Below are 15,830 nucleotides of genomic sequence, written 5' to 3'. Positions count from 1 at the left end.
ATTGCTACGCTGCATGATTGTTGATGGATCTCCTGTGGTCAGGAAGGTTGCGCGGAGGCTTATTGCCAACGACACAACTATCGTGACAACAGCCGATACTGGCTATCAGACGATTGCCGCGTGCAGCGTAGAAATGCCTGACGTCATCATCCTCGACGATGCGCTGTCCGATATGCCGGCCCCCGATATTATCAGCCAGGTGCGTGCTTTGCCGGGCGGCGCGCACAGCAAGATCTATCTTTGCCTGCCTGAAGTCGACCTGAGCCGGATCATGCGGGCCAAGCGCGCTGGTGCCGCCGGCTACCTTCTCAAACCCTTCAATCGTGCTTCCATCGCCGAAATCCTGCCGCCGGTGCCGGTCGAAGGCTGATGCCAACCGGCAAATCTGATCTTCCGATCATGTTGTTTGGATCGATCGCAAAATTCGAATCCTGGCTGGCCGAACAGCCACGTTCCTCGCCGGGGATATGGCTCAAACTCGCAAAAGCAGATTCCGGCATCGCTAGCGTATCACAGCCCGAAGCCATTGAATGCGCGCTGTGTCACGGCTGGATCGATGGCCAACTCGACAAATTCGACAAGCATCATTGGCTTATCCGCTTCACTCCGCGCAAGCCGAAGAGCAAATGGTCCGAGCGCAACCGGACAAAGGCGCTTGAGCTTGTTAAACAGGGCCGGATGAAAGCATCGGGGCTGGCGGAAATAGAAAAAGCCAAGGCCGATGGCAGGTGGGATGCTGCCTATCCGCCCCAGAGCACGGCGACCGTACCTGATGATCTGCGGGAAGTTCTCGATGCCAACCCCGCGGCGCTGGACCTGTTCAATCGGCTCGACAGCACCAATCGCTACGCGATTCTCCACCGCGTCCATGATGCCAAACAAGCCAAAACGCGCGCAAACCGCATCGAAAAATTCGTCGCGATGCTTGCCAAGGGCGAAACGATTTATCCCATGAAAACCAAGCCATCCAAATAAAAAAGCTCCGTTCACACGGAGCTTTTTGTTTCCAATCGTTATCCTGGATCAGGCGATTTCGCGCAAATCCGAAGCATCCGGCTCGCGGAGCACGTAGCCACGACCCCAGACTGTCTCGATATAGTTGATACCGCCGGAAGCACTGTCGAGCTTCTTGCGCAGCTTGCAGATAAAGACGTCGATGATCTTGAGTTCGGGTTCGTCCATGCCGCCGTAAAGGTGGTTGAGGAACATTTCCTTGGTGAGCGTCGTACCCTTGCGGAGCGAGAGCAGCTCCAGCATCTGGTATTCCTTGCCCGTCAGGTGAACGCGCTGGCCAGTGACTTCGACCGTCTTGGCATCGAGATTGACGATTAGATCGCCGGTAGTGATAACCGACTGGGCATGCCCCTTGGAACGGCGCACGATCGCATGGATGCGGGCAACCAGTTCGTCCTTATGGAAAGGCTTGGTCATGTAGTCGTCGGCGCCGAAACCGAGGCCGCGAACCTTGTCCTCGATGCCGGCCATGCCGGAGAGGATCAGTATCGGTGTTTTCACCTTCGACAGACGCAGGGTCCTCAGAACTTCATAACCGGACATATCCGGCAGGTTGAGGTCGAGGAGGATGATATCGTAGTCGTAGAGCTTGCCGAGATCGACACCCTCTTCGCCCAGATCCGTCGTATAAACATTGAAGCTTTCCGACTTGAGCATCAACTCGATGCTCTGGGCCGTTGCACTATCGTCTTCGATTAAAAGAACCCGCATATCATTCCCCTTTTCCCGCCGCTGAAATGGGTTGCCCAACAAACCTCAGTCAGGGCAATCCCGAAGTCAGGTCGCGAAACAAGCCGTTTCCATAACGTTAAGATTGCCACCGAATGGTTAACAAAATCTAATTCCGCTTTGCAAGTGTCTTTGACTCTTGATTTAAAAATCACAGACACCGCGTTGATTCATAAGGTCAACTTACCGGCCAAAAACCATCAGACGAAGCATCAGGTTCTGGCCTTAAGCGATTCATTCGACTCAATAAAATCGCTGTCTAAAAACTTCCGACTTCGATTTACAGAGCTTTAAGTCTTAAGGCGTATGATTAATGCTGAACGTAAAGGAAAGGTTACCAGACAGGGCAACCTTTAAGTTTTTGTTTCATTTTCCCGAAGTGATTCGGGGTGAAATCTTGCCGGATGATCGCTCGCCAGCGTTTTGGCAGCGTCAGAGTACCGGCTTTTGATAAAGTGTTGAGGGGGTAGTGAATATGAAGTCGCATGAAGGTTTGGTTCGGCTGAAGCTCTTTCAGGTCAAGGAAAAGCGCCGTCAACTCGGCCAGCTTGATTTGATGATGGGCGAGTTCGAACGCATGGCGGCTGAATTGGACGCGCAGATCCTGTCCGAGGAAAAGAAGGCCGGCATCACCGACACCTCGCATTTTGCCTATCCGACTTTCGCCAAGGCCGCCCGTCAGCGCCGCGACAATCTGTTTGATTCGATCCGCGACCTGAAGTCACAAAAGGATGACGCCGAGGCAGCCCTTACCGAATCGGAAGCGGAACTTGCCAAGGCCGAGGCACTCGAGCAACGCGACGGCAAACCGCGTGACATCGAAGAGGTTTCTGTCACCGACAAGCGAGCGATGATCGGCTGATTTTGAGACCTTTTGAGAATTCAGCTTGATGAGACAGATGGTGCGGTGATCGAGAACCGGAGCGCAGTGGACATTCTCGTCCATGAGCGCCCGGAAGTGCAGACCGCAGATGTCGATCAGGGTGAAATTATCGAAAGATCTCATTTTTGCTGAACGACATCAGCCCACTCCTCATGCCGAAGCGATTGGGCGCGCATGAACGGACACAGCGGAATGATTTTCCAACCCCCTGCCCGGGCATCTTCCACCGCATGCAGCGCCAGGGCCTGCCCAACACCCTGACCGCGCAATGCATCCGGCACTGCGGTATGATCGATGATGATCAGATGCGGACTGGCTCGTGAAAACGCCATTTCGGCTTCATGGCCTGATACGACTGCCACATAACGCCCACCGCTTCCCGTCTCTTCCTTCGTGATCTTGATCTGATCTACCATTGCTGCACCATTTGTCATTGAAGCGCCGGCGGTCAACGCTGGCGCCAATCACCCTTGTTGGATTAATTGTTCTTTGCAGACTTGACCTTAAGCAGGTCGGATGCGTCGCTGAGAATATGCACCGTCTCGTCCAAGAGAACGTCTTTTGCATCCTTCAGCGCCTTCTCGCTCGCTATATCAGCGCTGAGGCTGCGCTCGTCGGCCTGCAGCCCATCTTCCTGAAATACGAGATCCGTCGGTGACACAGAACCCTTGCCGTCAGCTGCCTCGCGGGCCTTCAGGCGGTTAACCTGACGATCCCTTTCAGCGCGCCTTTCGGTTTCGTTGAGTGAGATAACGCGCTTGTTGCGCAACTCGTCGAGCTCATTCACGTCTTCAACGAGCTCTTTGAAATCCCTGTCTTCTTTGACACGGGCATCGTGGCGGCTCTGGAGTTCCGGCAAAATAGGCTTGATTTCACCAAGCGGTTTGTAGTTCGCGGGTTTGATCTGCAGCCATGGCAGGGCATTGTCGTAGCTCGACTCTCCGAGTTTCTCCTCGTCCGAGAATCCCGGCAAGACGATATCTGGCGTCACGCCGCGAAGCTGGGTGGTGCCGCCATTGATGCGGAAGAACTGCGCAACCGTCATCTTCAATTCGCCGAATTCCGGCTTTGGATTGCGTGCTTCCTCGTCCAGATCGACCACTGTTTGCACAGTGCCCTTGCCGAAACTCGGTTCGCCAATGATGACGCCGCGGCCATAGTCCTGGATTGCCGCAGCAAAAATCTCGGACGCCGAGGCAGAACCGCGGTTGATGAGCACGGCCAGCGGACCGGTCCAGCGCGCCTTGCCGCGGTCATTGCCATTTACTTTTATGTCGCCCTCGCCATTGCGCTGCTGCAAAACAGGTCCCTTGCCTACGAACAAGCCGGTCAGTTCGATGGCTTGCGGCAGGGAGCCTCCGCCATTGTTGCGCAAGTCGATAACGACGCCATCGACCTTGTCTTCTTCCAGTTCTGCCAACAGCTTGGCGACATCGCGGCTCGCGCTTCGATAGTTCTTGTCACCGCGGCGCCGCGCATCGAAGTCCTCATAGAATGTGGGCAACGAGATCACGCCGATTTTGCGCGAGACATCGCCATCCTTCACAATCTGAACGCTTTTCTTGGCGGCCTGTTTCTCCAGACTGATATTGTCCCGCACCAATGTGATCAGGCGATGCTTGCCGTCGAGTCCCGCATCGGATGGCAATATATCCAGCCGTACGACGGTATCCTTTTCTCCGCGTATCAGTTTGACGACTTCGTTCACCCGGGTACCGACGACGTCCACCATCGGGCCGTCCTTGCCTTGAGCAACGCCAACGATTCTGTCGCCGGCAGCGAGTTGGCCCGATAGTTGGGCCGGCCCGCCCGCGACCAGCTCTCGTATGGTCGTATATTCGTCGCGCTCCTGGAGCACGGCGCCAATACCGACCAGTGAGAGTTTCATCGAAATGTCGAAATCCGACGCCGCTGCCACACCAAAATAGTCCGTATGGGGCTCGATCGAGGTCGTGTAGGCATTCATGAACGTCTGAAATACATCGTCGCTCTTGTACTTGTAGGCCCGCGCCTGCGAGTTCGCGTACCGCTTGCCAAGCGTCTCGCGTATCGTTGCATCCGGTGTTCCGGCCAACTTCAGGCGCAGCCAGTCGTTCTTGACGCGTTTGCGCCACAAGTCCTGGCTTTCCGCTTCCGATTTTGGCCAAGGCTCCTTGTCGCGCATGACCGTATAGTCTTCGTTCTGACTGAAATCGAAGCCCTTCTTGAGCAACTCCCTTGCGTAGTTCAGTCGCTCCACGACACGCTGGTCATACACGTTGAAAATCGCAAAAGGGATGGTGAGATCTTCACCATAAATGGCATCATCGATCTTGTCCCTGTTGGCCATGAAGTGGTCGATATCGGACTGAAGGAAAAAGAAGCGCTCCGGGTCCAGTGACTCTATATAGCGATCAATTATTTTAGCGGACAAGGCGTCGTCCAGCGGCACCTTCTTGTAGTGGTAGTATGTCAGCACCTGCGCGCTCAAATGCGCCGCCTTGGCTTGATCCTCCTCCGGTGCCAGCACCGGGGGTGAGCCGGTCTCCAGTGCCTGGGCCGGAGAGACAAGGGCCAGGAAAACGAATAGCAAGCCAAATTTGGTACGCATAAGGGGCATCAATCCAATGTTCTGTGTCGATCAAATCATCAAGAATTCAAATGTTCTCAATTACTGCCGGCAGCACGCCGGTCCTGTTACCCTAACTATGGAGATCGCCCATGGGAAGCGTCAATCGGTGCAAGCGAATGTGATCCAGTGTGTCTTGTCGTCGCCCATCCTTGACGGCCACCGTCGGTTTCCTTCATTCATAGCGCCGATCAGCTTTGGTTCGGGAGCAGCATGTCGGCAAGATCAGTCATTCCCATCTTTATCTTCATCGCCACATTTTCTCTGGCACTGGGGATGACCATGCCGCTGATGAATGTCAGCAGGCTTTATTTCTTCGAGGACAATCCTTCACTCCTCGGCATAATTCGATCGCTCTGGGCGGGCGGCGACTGGTTGCTCGCGTCTGTCGTCGCGATCTTTTCGGTCATTCTTCCAGTCACAAAGCTGGCCGTCGCACAATTGGCAGCAGTTCAAGTACCCGCTGCCGTCCATGTTCTGCACCGATGGATCGGACTGTTGTCGAAATGGTCGATGCTGGATGTATTGCTTGTGGCTCTCGTCATTTTCGCCGCAAAGACAAGCGGGCTCGCAACCGCAATCGCGCAGCCTGGACTCTGGTTCTTCACCGCATCGGCAATTCTGTCGGCAGTGGCAACGCACTTGATCGTACGCGAGGAAAAGACTTCATAAGCGAAGGGGCTGATCTTGCGACCAGCCCCTTTTCTTCATTGCACCATCATCTAATGACGATATTGCTGTATCCGGGTCGTTCTGAGACCAGCCAGACCATGATCGGAGATCGAGGACTGCCAGGACAGGAACTCTTCCACCGTCAACGTATAGCGATGGCAAGCCTCCTCAAGACTAAGAAGACCACCGCGCACAGCGGCAACCACCTCAGCCTTGCGGCGAATAACCCAACGCCGCGTGTTCGCGGGTGGAAGATCGGCGATGGTCAGCGGGCTGCCATCCGGGCCGATTACGTATTTTACTCTCGGTCGAACAAGATCGGTCATTGTACTCTCTACACTAAACTTCAAGACCTATCGCAGCTGACATTACAGTCAGGGCTTTAATAATTGCCTAAACGCTGAGTCATTCTCTGGTAACTTCGGTTAATGGAATGGCCGTATTTTCGTTAAACTTTGGTCTAACTTCCAGAATTTTCGGGTTTTGGCGGCAGCGGTACGCAAAAATCTTGTCTCAAGAAAAATTTCTCCCACGCCACTTCTTATTGGCAAGACCGGGTCGATGGCCTATATAAGGGCCACGAAGCGCTGCGCCTTTATGCCGCGACGAAAACGGATCCGCTTATGACACTGAATAATCTCGATCTGCCGGGAAGACCGGAAGACACTCGCATCGTCGTCGCCATGTCTGGCGGCGTGGATTCTTCTGTTGTGGCAGGCATCCTCAAACGCCAAGGCTATGATGTCGTCGGCGTTACACTCCAGCTTTATGATCATGGCTCATCGACCCATCGTGCCGGTTCCTGCTGCGCTGGTCAGGACATTGAGGATGCGCGCCGCGTCTCCGAGCGCCTCGGCATTCCGCATTATGTACTCGACTATGAAGCCCGTTTCCGCGAAGCCGTGATCGATCCCTTTGCCGCGAGCTATGTCAGCGGCGAAACGCCGATCCCCTGCGTCTCCTGCAACCAGACCGTCAAGTTTGCTGACCTGCTGCAGACCGCCCGCGATCTTGGCGCCGACGCACTCGCAACAGGCCATTATATCCGCAGCAATGCCAATGGTGCACATCGTGCTCTTTTCCGTCCTGTCGACACCGACAAAGACCAGAGCTATTTCCTCTTTGCCACCACCCAGGAGCAGATCGACTACCTGCGTTTCCCGCTCGGCGGACTGACGAAGCCAGAGACTCGCGCTATCGCCGAGGAGCTTGGCCTCACGGTTGCCAACAAGCAGGATAGCCAGGACATCTGCTTCGTACCGCAGGGAAAATATTCGGACATTATTTCCAAGCTGAAGCCGGAAGCCGCCAATCCTGGCGACATTGTCCACATCGATGGACGCGTGCTCGGCCGCCATGAAGGCATCGTTCACTACACGATCGGCCAGCGCCGCGGCATTGGCGTCGCCACTGGCGATCCGCTCTACGTCGTCCATCTCGATGCGGCCAATGCCCGTGTCATAGTCGGCCCGCGCGAAGCGCTCGAAACCCGCAAGGTGTATCTCCGCAACGTCAACTGGCTTGGCGATGACGCATTGGAAGATATTCCGGCAGGCGGTGTCGAGGTTTACGCCAAGGTGCGTTCCACCCGCCCGCCACGTCCGGCGGTCCTGCATCATCAGGCGGGCGAAACCTGGGTCGAGCTCGTCGATGGTGAAAGCGGTATCGCACCAGGCCAGGCCTGCGTGCTCTATTCGGACGATAGCAACACCGCCCGTGTGTTCGGCGGCGGCTTTATCGGCCGTTCCGAACGCGCCCCGCAGGCCGAAGCCATGCTCAAGCGCCTGGCCGAGCAAGGCCAGCACGCCTGATCAGATTGGTTCGAAGTTGAAGGAAATGGGGCCGTCAGGCCCCTTTTTCGTGAAAATCGCGGATCGTGCCGATAATCCGGCCCTGATCGGCTTCGCTTAAGTATGGATGCATCGGCAAGCACAGAATATTCTTCGGCAATGTTTCCGAAACCGGCAGACCGCCCGGCGCGCGCATGTAATGTGAATAAGCCTCCTGCAGATGCAGCGGCTTCACATAATAGATCACCGACGGAATGCCATTGGCCTGCAGGTGCGCCTTCAAGCCGTCGCGGTTCTTCGTCTCGATCGCATACTGCGCCCATGCCGAGCGCGAACCTTCCGGCATCAAAGCCACTTTGACGATGTCCTTGAGGCCATTGGCATAGCGCCTGGCTATCACCTGCCGGGCTTCCATCTCGTCTTCGAGAATGGCGAGCTTTTCGATGAGGATCGCCGCCTGGATCGTGTCGAGACGGGAGTTCAACCCGATACGTACGTTGTCATATTGCGTTTCGCCCTTGCCGTGGAACAGTACGGAACGCAGCACTTCAGCGAACGCGGCATCATTGGTGAACATAGCCCCACCATCGCCATAGCAGCCGAGCGGTTTGGCGGGGTAGAAGCTGGTTGCCCCCACATCGCCGAAGGCGCCGCACATGGCATTGTCGCGCTTGCCGCCGATCGACTGCGCTGCGTCCTCGATTACGAACAGGTTCTCTCTCGCAGCGACTGCAGAAAGCGACGTGTAGTCGGCGGCAAGGCCAAACAGATCGACGGGGATGATCGCCTTCGGCTGCAACCGGCCTTCCGCACGCACCGCGGCAATTGCTGCCTCGAGCTGCTTCACGTCGAGATTATAGGTGTCGGGATCGACATCGACAAAGACCGGCTCGGCGCCGGCCAGCGCCACCACTTCCGCAGTCGCGGCAAAGGTGAAGCTAGGGACAAACACCGCATCGCCCGGTCCAATCCCCTTTGCCATCAGCGGAATGAGCAGCGCGTCCGTACCATTGGCGCAGGCAACGACATGTTCAACGCCGATATACTCCGCAAGACGTTTTTCGAATTCGGCAACTTCCGGTCCAAGGATATATTTGCCTTCGCGCACGACCTTGGCGATCGCCGCGTCGAGTTTGCTGCTAATCCGTTCACGCTGTGCGCCGAGATCGATGAACTGCATCATTGCTCCAATCTGTCTTCCGCGAATCCAACGCGGTCAAGGCAAGTCTCTAAAGGGGCCACGATGGGTTTGCCAGAGCTTGCCGTTCAAAGTTTGCCTCATCCTTTAACAAGGCGTTGGCCTTGTAACAATGGCTGCAGGAGAGAGCAATGCGACTGACTGTTCACTCGCTTTTGTTGTGAGCAACCGTACCCGCCGTAAGGATTCGCAAGACGCGAATGGCTTCCTCGCCGTCTGTTTTCGGTTGCTTCCGCGTCTGGATGCTTTCGATGAACGATTGGCACTCGCGCGTCAGGGGCATGCCCTGCGCAACTTTGACATATGTCGGCTCTTCCGTCGTCGAGGCCCACTGGCCATCATCCTGCCAGATCGAATGTTTGTAGACAGCGAGCTTTTTATCCCACTGCTCCATGTCATCGAACACGGCCATCGCCTTGGTACCGACCACCGTCAAACGGCGCTCGCGGTAGGGGTTAAGCCGCGAGGCGAAGAGATGCCCGCGCACATTGTTGGGAAAGCGCAAATGCAGATGTGCAAAATCGCTCAAATGATCGAGCACCGCCGCACCCTCGCCGCGCACCTCCAGCGGCTCAGTTTCCGTGATTGCCAGGATCATCGACAGATCATGCGGCGCCAGATCCCAGAGGGCATCATTTTCCGTATGGAATTTTCCAAGGCCAAGCCGGTGCGAGTGGATATAGCGCACCTTGCCTAGATCGCCGGCCTTGATAAGCTCCAGCAGCTTTTCGAACGCGGGATGAAATCGCAGCACATGGCCAACCATGAAGATCCGGCCATTGTCATGCGCAGCCTTCACGGCGGCTTCCGCATCGGGCACGGTCAGCGCGATAGGCTTCTCGACAAGCACATCCTTGCCATTGGTTACAGCGCGGATTGCCGCTTCCGCGTGGAACTGCGGCGGCAACGCCATGACGATGGCATCGACCTCCGGATGGGTGAAAAGATCTTCGACCTCGATATGCAGAACGCCCTGCTCAGCGGCAAAACCGGCGGCGCGATCGCTGTTCTCATCGGAGACGGCAAAAAGAGCGCCGAGGCTCTTCAATGTACGGATATGATTGCTGCCCCAGTAACCGCAACCCAGCACAGCAATCCGTGGAGCCATCTTTTCAGCCTTTTTCATGTCGGCATCCATTATCTGTACGACGAAACTATGACAAGTGCTGGAGGACGTACTTCCAAGGGAATCGCATTTCAAAGTTGCATATCTATTGTGCGTGGTTCGACAAGCTCACCATGAGGAAGACAGGTGGACTGCAAGGCTAATCACTAACATCGCAGAACTTGCCTCCCTGCAATCAGCCCATCCCCTTCATGGTGAGCCCTCCCGAGCTTGTCGAGGGGCGAACCACGCACAATGGTAATGCAGCCCGATGTGATCGTTTACTGCATTCACTGCGATTGCTCCAGAAGATTGCTTGACAGGCTGTTGTCACCCCCATATATCCCGCCCCGTCCCTGTCACTTGACAGCGCGTCCTCCGGTATTCCTTTGCAGGCAAACCGTCTACGGGTCGCGAGACACATGGGGCGAAGTAGCTCAGTAGGTTAGAGCAGAGGAATCATAATCCTTGTGTCGGGGGTTCGAATCCCTCCTTCGCTACCATCGCTCCCCCCCACACGTTCGGGATGTGTTCCCCCGTAAGGGCGGCGATATAGGTCCAAACTTCGGCTTGATACATGCATCTTCAATTCCGGGTTTGCCCGGAAGGGGTTTACAAGCATCGAACGTGTCTGCCCCACTTCGGAGGCACCGGAGCCGATGAACAATTCTGTCCATCCGATCTCAACAATCGCAGCGCCGGGAGGAAACCCCGTCGTTTCGAAATCAAATACTTTAACGAGCATCGTTGCTCATCCTTCAAAATATAGGGAGGGAGCGGCGGGCCGAAGCCCACCGGGGGCCTAAAGGGGCGTGTCTGAAGAGGCGTTCGCGGCCATTCCGAGCAGCGCAGCGCGGGCAGTAAGTGCCGCCTGCTCTGCCCGACTGATCGCGGATTTCGCCATTGCCTCGAAGCCCTTGCCGCGCATCATGTCGTTGAGAAAATCACCCATGATGTTCGTCACGACCGGCCCGTCGTTAATGACGGCGATCCGAAGCCGAAAAGCCCCGCCATTATCGAAGAATTGCCGGACCTGCTCGGCCTTCGCCTCCGCATCGCGCCATTGATTGAGAAGGCTTTCGTATGAACCAAGATCAGTCATTGCCGCCGTCCTCATTCTTCGCCGCGTCGTAAGCGCCGAGCCAAAGATCGCGCTCCTTTTCGCGACCCTCCCGGGTGTACTCTTCGGGGACGCCCTTGCGGCTCATGCCTTTGTGGTAGGCGTCGTGACCGCGATCGCGAGCGAGCTCGAAATCATCTTCTGTCGGCGGGTCGAGTTCGGGGTGGTCACCTTTTTCGCCTTCGCTTGCCGCTCCATCTGCCGCATCATCGTTCGAAGCCGCATTTTCTGCGGGATCGGATTTCTCCGATTTTGCCTCAGATTTTTTCGCTTCGGCATCTTTTGGCTTTGCGTCGGCGTCGGAATTTTTAGCCTTCTTGCCCGATGCCTCCTGCACGCCCGCGTCACCTTTCGAGCTTGGCTTCCCCTTATCCTTTCCACCATCGGCGAAATCCTGCATCTTGCCTTTGAGGTCTTTCTTCTCGCCACCGTCGGATGATTTCCCGCCGCCGAACATTTCTTCGACGGTTGCCTCCCCGGATTTTAGCGACGCATGCATTCCGACAAGGATCGGCAGGTGTTCAATCATCACGTCATCCATGCCCGACAGACCGACAGCCGCGAGAACTTGCTCCGGCTTGATGCCGAATGCCGCAAATGCAGTCATCACGCGGTCGCGGCGCTCGGTCAGCGTCTTGATATCGCCCTTGACCGTGGCAAGCGCTGCATCATGGGCTTTGCGCCAGACAGCTTTGGGTACTCCACCAAGGATGGCATTTCGCTTCGCGATCGAGCATGCGGCATTGCCGGTCATGATGATCATGTCATCGTTGAAAAGCCTGCCTTTGCTATCCACGATCCTGCGACGGACGCGCGCGGTCGTGGCGGCGTTGGTCTCAAGGTCATGAAACACACCCTCGGCCTCGACATACTTTTCGGCTCGATCGACGTGAACAACGCGTGCGCCGACGCGGCAATTTCCCCATTGCCCGGCGACGATTTCGGCCAGGCGGATTGAAGGGCCGGTGATTGCCTTCCCGCCGCGCGGCAAGGCGTAGTTGCATTCTGCCGCCGCTTCCTCATCGATGGTGACAAGCGACAGAATATTCTTAGTCGCACGGCTGATTGCACGTGGATAAGCATGCGCGGTAGAAATCTGTTGATCGATTTCAGCGCGGGACAGCCCGATCGCGAGGCTCATCTGCTCCACGGTTGCGGTGGAGGTGATGATTTCCCCGTCTTCGGTGATAGTCTCAAGTTCCTTCGCCATGTATGGCGTTCTCCTATGAATGTGGCGGGGCATTCATCGCGGCATTCTGATCCGCAATTACTGGCCCCGCCCCGGCCCTTGGCCGGATCGGTGGATGGGTTAGATACGGAAGGTGGCCTTCACGTTTTCGAAGACTTTCACGCCCTCGATCAGCGCTGATCCTTTCTGGATGCGCACCATCGACCGGATTGCCTTTTCGACATCCTCGCGCCGGAAGAAGGGGCGAAGCTTGTTGAGGTCAATCTTGTCGTAATCAACGATTGAGAAATCCCAATTCGTTTTCGCTCCTGCCGTCACGCCGCTTTCGGTGCGGAGCTTGGCAATTGATGCAGCGCTTTGGAAAGCAGCTGCTTCGGCTTCATCAGCCTGATCTAACAGGTGGTCGGCCTCGTCGTTTTTCCGGGCTGCGGTGCTTCCCCGCTTGGCGGCTTCGGCCTCCTGCCGCTTCTTCTCGGCATCGGCGCGGAGCTTCGCAGCTTCATCTTCGGCCTTGCGGCGCTCTTCGGCGACCTTCTCGCGCTGATATTTCGTGGCGATTGCTTCAAAGGTGTCCGTGATCCGATCGAGGCGATCCACAACCGGGTTGAAGAAATTATCGACTTCCTTGCCAGCATCGAGGTGCGGCTGCTTTTCGAACTTCCGAATTCCCTCGATCTTCTTGGCGAGCGACTTGCAGTCGGTTACGACGACACCGATCTTTTCCAGATCCTTTTCGCATTTAATTTGCCGAGGTAGGTCGTCGGCGCGCACGGCCAGGGGATCAACGAGGGCGAGAAGAGCGTGATGCTTCTCCGCCATCACTTCGGGAATGGGGGGATTATTGCCGCCCAATACTGCGCGTTCATTTATTTCTGGTATAGGCAATACTGCCTCCTATAGTGGCCAACTGTGGGTCGGTGGCGACCGGCGCGGATCAAGGTGCTGTGAACACCCCGCGCTGGTCGTGTGATCCCGTTCGGACAAAAGCCGATCGGGCCGTCCGCCTAATCAGGCGGTGGAACTCGCAGGACGCGGTAAGAAGCAGGATCGACCGTAAACCCAGCCCGCTTCGTCAGCTTCCACGTGATCTTTCGACCGCCGGGCAGATGCCCGATCGATGCGCCCTGCAATTTGAATTTGATTTCGGCGTCGGTGGCTTCTATCTGATCGCCGCAAGCCTTCATTGCCGTTTTCAACCGATGCCGATTAGCGATCAGGTCGTGTATGGAATTGTCACGCGAAAGGTCTATTTCCTCGCCATGATCGAGTTCGAACATCCGCTCGATGACATGCGCATCGCGGCTGAAATCCGGGGGCGGCTCGTTGCCGGACGCGATCATCTTCCAGAAGACCCGCGTTTCACCCTTGATCCGATCGATGACGCCGGGGATCAAATCTATTTCGATTAGAGGCATATCGATGCCGTAGCCAACAACCAGCGGGGCAACCATGGCCCACGTGCTTCCTGTCAGATATGCCTCAACCGCCGCCTGCAAGGCGATCCACATAGGCGGCTCCATGCGATCCTCATCATCGATCCATTTCCGGCGATAAGCGCCCTGCTCCACTGTCTTGATTTGGACTATACCCGTCCCCGGACGCTGCGGATCAATGGCAATCACATCGGGGGTAGCGCCAAGGCGGACGTCTGGATCGCGGAAATAGTCACCCGGTCCCGTATTGTGAGTAATTGTCCAATCCGGGCGTATCTCTCGAAGAAGCTGCACCGCTATCCGCAGCTGACCACGGCGATCGTCGGTGCAACTGGCGGATTGATCGCTTTCCGGGTGGCCGCGATCGCATCGAACTTTGTCGGCCTCAACCTTAAGGGGTCCGTCTTGTCGATTGCCCTCGGCTTCACCCGCCTGGGCGGCGCTGCGCGATGGACTGCCCTTATGATGGGCGCTCCCTTCGTTGGCGCTGCAAGGGGCGTTGTCGGCATGATGCAGACGATCGCGCTTCGCAATCGGCTTGCCACGGCGTCGCTCGGCGCTACGCCGGGCATCCTGACGAGGGTTGGCGATGCCTTCCTCGTAGCCGGACGCTCGGCAATCCGGTTGCTTAGCCCGTTGCGGTTCCTGCGAGCCGCTGCCGTTGTTCTTCGCGGCGCTTTGATGTTCTCCGGGGTCGGCGCGGTCCTTACTGCGATCGCCGGGGCCGGGACGTTCATCTATAACAATTGGGAGGGGGTCAAAGCCCTGATCCAAGGTGTCGGCGAAGGCTTTATGAAGGGCCTCGCTCCGGTGAAGCCCATCCTTGAGCCGATCGGCAATCTCGCCAAATCGATCTACGACAGCATTGCCGGGCTTGTCGGCCCGCTCGATGTCTCCACGGAGAAGTGGCGGTCGTGGGGCGAAGTGATTGGCGGATCAGTGGCGCAGGGCGTGCAGGCGGTCGTAACTGGAATTCAGAGTATCGTCGGCCTGTTCGTCACGGCATACGAAAAGGCTGTCGCATTTGGAAACGCCATCAAAAACATAACAGGTTTCGGCCCCGGCCCGGCCAATGGCGGCGCTCCTGCTCCGGTTCCGGAGGTAAATGTCGGCGGCGCACTTGCAGGCGGTGGCCCCACCCGCAAGGGGACCTCCTATCTTGTCGGCGAGGAAGGTCCGGAGCTTTGGACCGCAGGTGCAAACGGAAGAGTGACGCCCCATAGCGAAACCCTATCCCTGATGCGAAAGAGCGCCTCGGCAATGTCCGGCAGATCATCAGGAGGCGGATCGAAGCCAGCCGGTGGCCTAAATCTGACCATCCCTGTCACGATCAATGGAGTGCAGGATATTCGAGGCGCAGCCGAGGAAATCGGGCGCTTGATCGAAGAGAAAGCCCGCTTCGCGATGCGAGGCGTCTATGCAGACGTGGGGGTCGGCTGATGCTCTATAGCCTTGGATCACTCACCATCAAGATCGCGCCCTTCAACGTCCACGAAGTGCAAAGGGATGCCGAAACCGAGTATGCGCAAAAGCCTATCCTCGGTGCCGAACCAACCCTCGAATTCGTGGGCGAAGGCGCGAACACTTGGCAGCTTTCGGGGCGCTTGCTCCCCGAAAAGCTTGGCGGCTTGGCAGAACTCGACATCCTTCATCAAATGAGGATTTCGGGCCTGCCTCAATACCTGATGCGGGGGGACGGAAAGCCCCTCGGTTGGGTCGTTATCGAAAGCGTTAGCGAGAAGTCGTCGTATCTCGGCTCTAACGGCGTCGGGCAGATCATCGAAGTTTCGATCAGCCTCCGGCGGTCGCGCAAGCCGGAAAATTCGTCGTTCTTCTCCATCATATCGGGGCTTTTCTCATGAGCGATGTTTACGAAAAGGTCGTCGTCGCAGGCGACAACATCACGATATCCCTTCTGGTATGGCGGCGCTTCAAGCGCCCCATGCCGGGCATTGTTGAATACATCCTCGACAGCAATCCGGGATTAGCGAGGAAGGGGCCGATCCTGCCGGTGGGGACGGAAATCCTGATGCCGATCCCCTCGCCGCGTCCCGTCAACAAAGTGAAACCGATTAGCCTTTGGGATTGA

At 56.7% G+C, this 15,830-nt stretch carries 18 protein-coding genes and 1 tRNA gene; 9 read left to right on the top strand and 10 right to left on the bottom strand.

The window, feature by feature from the left end; genetic code table 11:
* Positions 1–13: 13 nt before the first annotated feature.
* The gene (locus tag ACSQ3H_RS09135; protein WP_436119391.1) at positions 14–370 is read left to right on the top strand and encodes a response regulator; all 357 of its coding nucleotides are present in this window, start codon (positions 14–16) and stop codon (positions 368–370) included.
* On the top strand, positions 370–975 hold the full coding sequence (locus ACSQ3H_RS09130; protein ID WP_436116763.1) for a YdeI/OmpD-associated family protein: 606 nt from the start codon (positions 370–372) through the stop codon (positions 973–975). The genes ACSQ3H_RS09135 and ACSQ3H_RS09130 overlap by 1 nt, the downstream gene beginning before the upstream one ends.
* A gap of 48 nt (positions 976–1,023) precedes the next feature.
* On the opposite strand, the gene ctrA is transcribed toward ACSQ3H_RS09130, so the two are convergent.
* Positions 1,024–1,725, bottom strand: coding sequence for a response regulator transcription factor CtrA (gene ctrA, locus ACSQ3H_RS09125; RefSeq protein WP_106718609.1), 702 nt, complete (start codon positions 1,723–1,725; stop codon positions 1,024–1,026).
* 493 nt (positions 1,726–2,218) lie between these two features.
* Between ctrA and ACSQ3H_RS09120 the strand changes: the two genes are divergently transcribed.
* Positions 2,219–2,605, top strand: coding sequence for a flagellar export protein FliJ (locus ACSQ3H_RS09120; RefSeq protein ID WP_436116762.1), 387 nt, complete (start codon positions 2,219–2,221; stop codon positions 2,603–2,605).
* A gap of 140 nt (positions 2,606–2,745) precedes the next feature.
* Here ACSQ3H_RS09120 and ACSQ3H_RS09115 read toward each other — a convergent pair whose 3' ends face one another.
* Positions 2,746–3,042 carry a GNAT family N-acetyltransferase gene (locus ACSQ3H_RS09115; protein WP_436116761.1) on the bottom strand — a complete coding sequence of 99 codons (297 nt, stop codon included), beginning with the start codon at positions 3,040–3,042 and terminating at the stop codon, positions 2,746–2,748.
* Positions 3,043–3,104: 62 nt separating this feature from the next.
* Complete coding sequence (locus tag ACSQ3H_RS09110; protein ID WP_436116760.1) at positions 3,105–5,216, bottom strand: carboxy terminal-processing peptidase; 2,112 nt, start codon at positions 5,214–5,216, stop codon at positions 3,105–3,107.
* A gap of 231 nt (positions 5,217–5,447) precedes the next feature.
* Here ACSQ3H_RS09110 and ACSQ3H_RS09105 point away from each other — a divergent pair, with 231 nt between their 5' ends.
* A complete protein-coding gene (locus ACSQ3H_RS09105; RefSeq protein ID WP_436116759.1) occupies positions 5,448–5,906 on the top strand; it encodes a paraquat-inducible protein A in 459 nt (152 codons plus the stop codon).
* Between the two features lie 50 nt (positions 5,907–5,956).
* Here ACSQ3H_RS09105 and sciP read toward each other — a convergent pair whose 3' ends face one another.
* Positions 5,957–6,232 carry a CtrA inhibitor SciP gene (sciP, locus tag ACSQ3H_RS09100; RefSeq protein ID WP_091878079.1) on the bottom strand — a complete coding sequence of 92 codons (276 nt, stop codon included), beginning with the start codon at positions 6,230–6,232 and terminating at the stop codon, positions 5,957–5,959.
* A 297-nt stretch (positions 6,233–6,529) separates the two neighbouring features.
* Here sciP and mnmA point away from each other — a divergent pair, with 297 nt between their 5' ends.
* Positions 6,530–7,717: a tRNA 2-thiouridine(34) synthase MnmA gene (gene mnmA / locus ACSQ3H_RS09095; protein ID WP_436116758.1), complete on the top strand. Its 1,188-nt coding sequence runs from the start codon at positions 6,530–6,532 to the stop codon at positions 7,715–7,717.
* 34 nt (positions 7,718–7,751) lie between these two features.
* Here mnmA and ACSQ3H_RS09090 read toward each other — a convergent pair whose 3' ends face one another.
* Positions 7,752–8,876 carry a DegT/DnrJ/EryC1/StrS family aminotransferase gene (locus ACSQ3H_RS09090; protein WP_436119390.1) on the bottom strand — a complete coding sequence of 375 codons (1,125 nt, stop codon included), beginning with the start codon at positions 8,874–8,876 and terminating at the stop codon, positions 7,752–7,754.
* A gap of 163 nt (positions 8,877–9,039) precedes the next feature.
* Positions 9,040–10,002, bottom strand: a complete 963-nt coding sequence (locus tag ACSQ3H_RS09085) for a Gfo/Idh/MocA family protein (RefSeq protein WP_436119389.1) — start codon at positions 10,000–10,002, stop codon at positions 9,040–9,042.
* 423 nt (positions 10,003–10,425) lie between these two features.
* Between ACSQ3H_RS09085 and ACSQ3H_RS09080 the strand changes: the two genes are divergently transcribed.
* A tRNA-Met gene (locus tag ACSQ3H_RS09080) sits at positions 10,426–10,502 on the top strand.
* Between the two features lie 299 nt (positions 10,503–10,801).
* Here the strand turns inward: ACSQ3H_RS09080 and ACSQ3H_RS09075 are convergent.
* The 4 genes from ACSQ3H_RS09075 to ACSQ3H_RS09060 all read right to left on the bottom strand — a co-directional run bounded on the left by ACSQ3H_RS09075 (position 10,802) and on the right by ACSQ3H_RS09060 (position 14,035).
* Positions 10,802–11,101: a hypothetical protein gene (locus ACSQ3H_RS09075; protein WP_436116757.1), complete on the bottom strand. Its 300-nt coding sequence runs from the start codon at positions 11,099–11,101 to the stop codon at positions 10,802–10,804.
* Positions 11,094–12,329 (bottom strand): hypothetical protein, encoded by a 1,236-nt coding sequence (locus ACSQ3H_RS09070; RefSeq protein WP_436116756.1) that lies wholly within the window; start codon positions 12,327–12,329, stop codon positions 11,094–11,096. The genes ACSQ3H_RS09075 and ACSQ3H_RS09070 overlap by 8 nt, the downstream gene beginning before the upstream one ends.
* 99 nt (positions 12,330–12,428) lie before the next feature.
* Complete coding sequence (locus ACSQ3H_RS09065) at positions 12,429–13,193, bottom strand: hypothetical protein (protein WP_436116755.1); 765 nt, start codon at positions 13,191–13,193, stop codon at positions 12,429–12,431.
* Between the two features lie 119 nt (positions 13,194–13,312).
* Entirely contained in the window at positions 13,313–14,035 is a 723-nt protein-coding gene (locus ACSQ3H_RS09060; RefSeq protein WP_436116754.1) for a hypothetical protein, read from the bottom strand.
* On the opposite strand from ACSQ3H_RS09060, the gene ACSQ3H_RS09055 reads away from it, so the two are divergent.
* From ACSQ3H_RS09055 to ACSQ3H_RS09045, 3 genes are read left to right on the top strand one after another with little or no spacing between them, the layout of a single operon-like run.
* Positions 13,991–15,181 (top strand): hypothetical protein, encoded by a 1,191-nt coding sequence (locus tag ACSQ3H_RS09055; protein WP_436116753.1) that lies wholly within the window; start codon positions 13,991–13,993, stop codon positions 15,179–15,181. The two genes, ACSQ3H_RS09060 and ACSQ3H_RS09055, sit on opposite strands and share 45 nt — an antisense overlap.
* A complete protein-coding gene (locus ACSQ3H_RS09050; protein ID WP_436116752.1) occupies positions 15,181–15,603 on the top strand; it encodes a phage tail protein in 423 nt (140 codons plus the stop codon). Before ACSQ3H_RS09055 ends, ACSQ3H_RS09050 begins: the two co-directional genes overlap by 1 nt.
* Complete coding sequence (locus ACSQ3H_RS09045) at positions 15,600–15,830, top strand: tail protein X (RefSeq protein ID WP_436116751.1); 231 nt, start codon at positions 15,600–15,602, stop codon at positions 15,828–15,830. The genes ACSQ3H_RS09050 and ACSQ3H_RS09045 overlap by 4 nt, the downstream gene beginning before the upstream one ends.

Source organism: Phyllobacterium sp. LjRoot231 (assembly GCF_964253365.1).
Lineage (GTDB): Bacteria > Pseudomonadota > Alphaproteobacteria > Rhizobiales > Rhizobiaceae > Phyllobacterium.
The sequence above is the reverse complement of the archived record's forward strand: the minus strand, read 5'-3'. Positions and strand labels throughout refer to the sequence as shown.

Bases quoted from the DNA above. Each gene is read 5' to 3' on its own strand.
- ACSQ3H_RS09135 (WP_436119391.1), top strand. From the start codon at position 14: ATGATTGTTGATGGATCTCCTGTGGTCAGGAAGGTTGCGCGGAGGCTT.
- ACSQ3H_RS09130 (WP_436116763.1), top strand. From the start codon at position 370: ATGCCAACCGGCAAATCTGATCTTCCGATCATGTTGTTTGGATCGATC.
- ctrA (WP_106718609.1), bottom strand. From the start codon at position 1,725: ATGCGGGTTCTTTTAATCGAAGACGATAGTGCAACGGCCCAGAGCATC.
- ACSQ3H_RS09120 (WP_436116762.1), top strand. From the start codon at position 2,219: ATGAAGTCGCATGAAGGTTTGGTTCGGCTGAAGCTCTTTCAGGTCAAG.
- ACSQ3H_RS09115 (WP_436116761.1), bottom strand. From the start codon at position 3,042: ATGGTAGATCAGATCAAGATCACGAAGGAAGAGACGGGAAGCGGTGGG.
- ACSQ3H_RS09110 (WP_436116760.1), bottom strand. From the start codon at position 5,216: ATGCGTACCAAATTTGGCTTGCTATTCGTTTTCCTGGCCCTTGTCTCT.
- ACSQ3H_RS09105 (WP_436116759.1), top strand. From the start codon at position 5,448: ATGTCGGCAAGATCAGTCATTCCCATCTTTATCTTCATCGCCACATTT.
- sciP (WP_091878079.1), bottom strand. From the start codon at position 6,232: ATGACCGATCTTGTTCGACCGAGAGTAAAATACGTAATCGGCCCGGAT.
- mnmA (WP_436116758.1), top strand. From the start codon at position 6,530: ATGACACTGAATAATCTCGATCTGCCGGGAAGACCGGAAGACACTCGC.
- ACSQ3H_RS09090 (WP_436119390.1), bottom strand. From the start codon at position 8,876: ATGCAGTTCATCGATCTCGGCGCACAGCGTGAACGGATTAGCAGCAAA.
- ACSQ3H_RS09085 (WP_436119389.1), bottom strand. From the start codon at position 10,002: ATGGCTCCACGGATTGCTGTGCTGGGTTGCGGTTACTGGGGCAGCAAT.
- ACSQ3H_RS09075 (WP_436116757.1), bottom strand. From the start codon at position 11,101: ATGACTGATCTTGGTTCATACGAAAGCCTTCTCAATCAATGGCGCGAT.
- ACSQ3H_RS09070 (WP_436116756.1), bottom strand. From the start codon at position 12,329: ATGGCGAAGGAACTTGAGACTATCACCGAAGACGGGGAAATCATCACC.
- ACSQ3H_RS09050 (WP_436116752.1), top strand. From the start codon at position 15,181: ATGCTCTATAGCCTTGGATCACTCACCATCAAGATCGCGCCCTTCAAC.
- ACSQ3H_RS09045 (WP_436116751.1), top strand. From the start codon at position 15,600: ATGAGCGATGTTTACGAAAAGGTCGTCGTCGCAGGCGACAACATCACG.